The 4498-nt window shown below is 37.1% G+C and carries 6 protein-coding genes and 1 pseudogene; 2 read left to right on the plus strand and 5 right to left on the minus strand.

Features of this window, described 5'->3' with window-relative positions:
* Positions 1-288 (plus strand): transposase (locus tag BLU87_RS16990; protein ID WP_139167625.1); only part of this gene is annotated, 288 nt, incomplete at its 5' end.
* 26 nt (positions 289-314) lie between these two features.
* Here BLU87_RS16990 and BLU87_RS16995 read toward each other — a convergent pair.
* The 5 genes from BLU87_RS16995 to BLU87_RS17015 form a co-directional block, all read right to left on the minus strand.
* Positions 315-611: an HNH endonuclease gene (locus BLU87_RS16995; RefSeq protein ID WP_092351030.1), complete on the minus strand. Its 297-nt coding sequence runs from the start codon at positions 609-611 to the stop codon at positions 315-317.
* Between the two features lie 151 nt (positions 612-762).
* Positions 763-1434 (minus strand): hypothetical protein, encoded by a 672-nt coding sequence (locus BLU87_RS17000; protein WP_092351032.1) that lies wholly within the window; start codon positions 1432-1434, stop codon positions 763-765.
* Between the two features lie 38 nt (positions 1435-1472).
* Entirely contained in the window at positions 1473-2042 is a 570-nt protein-coding gene (locus BLU87_RS17005) for a hypothetical protein (protein ID WP_092351034.1), read from the minus strand.
* A 184-nt stretch (positions 2043-2226) separates the two neighbouring features.
* Positions 2227-3063: a hypothetical protein gene (locus BLU87_RS17010; RefSeq protein ID WP_092351036.1), complete on the minus strand. Its 837-nt coding sequence runs from the start codon at positions 3061-3063 to the stop codon at positions 2227-2229.
* A 42-nt stretch (positions 3064-3105) separates the two neighbouring features.
* A complete protein-coding gene (locus BLU87_RS17015; RefSeq protein ID WP_092351038.1) occupies positions 3106-4146 on the minus strand; it encodes a tyrosine-type recombinase/integrase in 1041 nt (346 codons plus the stop codon).
* A 146-nt stretch (positions 4147-4292) separates the two neighbouring features.
* Here BLU87_RS17015 and BLU87_RS17560 point away from each other — a divergent pair.
* Positions 4293-4498, plus strand: a pseudogene (locus BLU87_RS17560) (hypothetical protein); the annotation flags it as partial.

Consider the following 4498-nt stretch of genomic DNA (forward strand, 5'->3'; position numbering starts at 1 on the left):
ATTGGCAAATCATGGCGGAACAACTGGGAACGAATTACACCGCTGTTTTCGTATCCACCGGATATCCGCAAGGCGATCTATACGACTAACGCCATTGAGTCGGTCAATATGTCGCTGCGAAAGGTGACGAAGAATCGGGGCTCGTTTCCAAACGACGAGTCGATGATTAAACTGATGTATTTGGCTCTGCAGAATATATCCAAGAAATGGACAATGCCGATCCGCAACTGGCGATCGGCACTGAATCAGTTTTCGATTATGTTTGAAGGGCGGATGCCGCTACTTTAACCGGCGGGCTATTTACACAATTTACTTTACAGGCCCACAATAGGTGCCACTGTTTCAGGCGTTATGTTGCGGTCTTTGCAGTATTTTGTTTGTAGCCAATCAGATAACTTTTTTTGCCCCTTGCTCGCATTGCATCCACAGCAGCAGAGGGTGATGTTTTCTCGTGTAATTATTGACGCATCATTGATAATGTGTTCCCAACTTGCTATCGATTTGCGCGAAATGGTTGCAGGGGTAAAGTCTGCGCCGCAATAGACGCATTTTTTATCTCTTTCGCGTACTTCAGCTTCGAGCCATGCGGGGATATTCCATTTGTTTGCCATAAATTCTTACCGATATGCGTTATGGGGCGACAACTTTGAAGTTGCCGTATGAATTCCACTGCGCCATCTGTCAGCAGAAAAAGCAGCCGCCAACCTACATATTTGCAAAGCTCAGCAGAAACTTCGGAAGCTGAGCAATGTATGAATGGCACTAGTAGCTATTCTGTAAATTCCAAGCAGATAATGACCGTATCATCTTGTTAAAGGAGTTTTTGCTTTTTTCAAAATCAGACACCGGTGCTATTAAGGAAAAATTGACAAAGCATGTATCGTCTTTGTCGCATAATACAATGTAGGATGTTAATTCTTTTTTTATCATTTCTTCTTTGTCGTTACACTTAAGCTTGACTTCGATTATTTTTGATGGCAATGAGGCTAAATTATTTTTATTGAGGATGTATGTAAAATCTTCAATAAACCTATCGCTATTTAAGATCTTTTCTTGTTTATCTAAAGACTTTTCAAGTCCATCATAAAATGAATCTATTAGTGTTCGACTAAAAGTTGAACTATAGTAATTATCGCTTGCACCCTTTAAATTTAAAAAGGTTTTGACTATATCTAGCTGTATAGTTGCCTTTATATCTTTGTTTTCAAAATAGGCTTGTAGATTTTTTGGGGTTCCTACGCAGACGGAGTTCTCAAGCCAATTCGGAATTTTTTTGCTAACTTCCCAATTGTTCGGTAGGTCGATTGAAAAGTTGTTTGTTGGATTAAAATATTTGCTATTTTCAACGTAAGGTGGTTGAACTGGGGCGCAGGCAAGTATTGTTATCGGCAATAAAATAACAATGAACGCTCTGATTAAAATTTTTTCAATCATACCTTGTCCATTATGGTGAATGCGTAATCTTGCAAGTATTAATAGCCTATGACTTGACTGCATACAGCTTTAGTGTTTTTGATCATTTCGTCAACACTGTCCCTATGTTTTGTGTCTAAGCTGTTATAGTTGTGTATGTCTGAAAAGTACTCAGATAACCTTATGTTGGTGAGGCCCCTTTGTAAGCCATACTTTATTATGTCCCCAACTAAAAAATGTTTGCCCGAAAATTCCTTATAATAAACAAAGCAGCCGTCACTGTTTCTTTTTTTGTCCTCATAGAAAAGCTGTTCTTTTTCATAGTTGACACCAGTCCAATAAGCATTGCTGGCGGGCATATATGCCTTGTCTATGTAGACAATGGTGTTTGCCTTGCTTGTTCCTAGTGTTGTTAATTTGTGGGTTATTGCTACGTCACCACTTTGATTGCGTACGGTGTCTTCTGAGTTTAGCCATACATTGAATGGAAACTGTATGTCTAATGATGGGATATTTGGATCTATGTATTGGTTGTTTGAAATTGTTTTTTCTTTAGGCTGTGGCAGTGCGCAACCCGTAACCATAAATAGCAATAATGAGAAGCAGATAGCTAAGCTGACATTTTTCATAAATTAAACCTCCGTTGCTTTAGGGGGATGCAATCAAAGAATTCAGTTTAATAATGGCGTCTAACAAATTTCTGACGACGCATTTATCTGCTTTTGCATTATTTCTTGTTTAAGAGTTGATCTAATGTTGCAGAGAATAAATACGCATAAGAGAGCTATGCTTTATTTGTATAGATTTTAAAATCTACCTATACTGAATATCTTTAATATCAGTTTCTACGGTGACTGATTTAGTAAACTGATTAAGATTAAATTTCATATTGAAATTATCCTTAAAGACCAAGCCAGAAGAGATGTCAACTAGTGAAAAACCTCTTATGCTAACTTTGTAATTTAAAGTAAGTCCGCTGAAAGGGTCTACTTTTGAATAACTCACATAGGCCCCTTTAACTAAAGCCTCTTTGTCTTTATATTTCGTAACTCCTATAACTTTAGAGTCATGCTTAAAGTTTTTGATTTTTTTATTATTTGTCAGATATTCTTTGTCGAATTCAGTGCGTGAAATGAGACTGTTTTCAAAATCATAAATATCTTGCCAGTATTCATAGCGATTTGATCTGAAAAGATTTTTAAAATATCCGCATAAGGAATTTCTACTTTTAGGTAGGTATTCATCAATCTTGCCTGACTTTTCTATATAGTCACTTCCAAAACCATTGTTTATCGATAATTTTTCAAATTCATATCTTCTTAAATTTCCATATATTATTGATCCATCGCTTTTATTTATTTCACATACATATTCCATTGCATCTGAATTTGATGTTAAAATATATTTTCCTTCTTTTTCTTTAATATCAATTTTTTCTGAAATTGTAATTGTCCCATTAAATTTACTATTCGAAATACTTTTTGATTTTATCTTAGTTGTTTTTGTAAAACCTACAACATTGGATGGACTTATTTCTATAGTGCCTTTAAATTCATCTACTTTATTGTTTAGTCCATAATGCTTTGGACTTGTGGCGGAAACGCAACCAGAAATAAAAAGAACAAAAAATAAAATGATTACTTTTTTCATAGCCCCTCCTTTAAAAGTTGTTTTTTTAAGATATATTTTAAGTTATCTTTTATCAAGCAACTTCTCTAGTAGCTGCTTCATCTGCTGATTTTGCTCTACAAGTTGTTTCATCATTGAGCTATCTTCTTCTTTAGCCTTTTGTTTTTCTCTCGTTGCTCGCAGCTCGTGCCCAGCAAATTTATTGGGGTTGTCGCTGACTTTGAAGTGGCTGTAGTGTTGCTCTAGCATCTTTACGCTCGTACCCATTTGTACGCTGAGATCGTCAAAGCTAATACCCTTGTAGCGCATGCGTGATGCATAAGTGTGACGCAGTGAGTATAGGGTTCTCTCTTCGCCAAAATCATCTCTTAGTAGGCCGTCTTCTTTGCCGTCAACCTGTATCCATTTCAGCATTCTTTTAAATGCTTTGGTCAGTTGCTCTTGTACGGCAAGTTCACCGTTTGGGTAGCGGAAAATATATTCATCACTTTCAAACAGTTTGTTCCAATCCAAATCTTTCAAATTGTCGAATTTGTTTTTTATGTTTTCTAATGGCTTCCAACAGCCGTATTTGACGCCATCTTCGCGCACAAATGGCTCATATCCAATAACAACGCGCCTTTTTGTTTTGCTGTGTGGCAATGAGAACTGAATGCTTTCCATCCCGTGCTGCTTTGTAATACTTAAATTTTTCCATTTTAAGCTGAGTATTTCGCTGCCAGGCCTCATGCCTGTATTGACTAATATGAGAACAACATCCCTTAATAACTCTCTTATCCAATAAGTTTTTTGCGAAATATTTTCAATACCGTTGCGGCCTTTTTGATTTAACAACTTTTCACTATGCTTGAGGTAGCGCCACATATTGGCATTAAGCTTCTTCATCTCTTTATCGTTAAAGTATGGTCGTCTTTTCCCCTCAACTCCGTCGTTTATGGTTTTGGGTATGAATTGAATGAAGTTTTTTTCTTTTGCTTTACGGAAAAGATAGTTGAGAGCTGAATTGTGGGTGGCAATTGTGGATTGGGTTGGCGTATGGCCTATAATCTCTTTACGTTTATCTGAATATATGCGCAGCGCAGCCGTATCAATGTTGTGACACATGTAGCTGCCTAATATTGGCTGAATATACTGGCTCTACCTCAAAGAAGGGGGATAAAAAGATCCTGACCTGAAAAAAGGCATACCAAAGAATTATGGTATGCCCCATAAATTGATCAAATTTCCAACCAAAGAAAGGAGATCAATCTATGGAAAGATTATTAACAGGATTAGTCGATTTTTCAATCAAAAAGGTCATCAGCGTCAGGCCTGCTCGATTGGAAGTTGTTTACAACAGAGAAACCTGTTGTCCCCAATGCGGGAGTTTGAGAAAAAGAATCAAGGCGAGTTTCTGGCGAAAGATTAACAGCACCCCACAGCAGGGGCACCCTGTTACCTTGCTTGTTTATTGCCA

Source organism: Desulfuromusa kysingii (assembly GCF_900107645.1).
Taxonomy (GTDB): Bacteria; Desulfobacterota; Desulfuromonadia; order Desulfuromonadales; family Geopsychrobacteraceae; genus Desulfuromusa; species Desulfuromusa kysingii.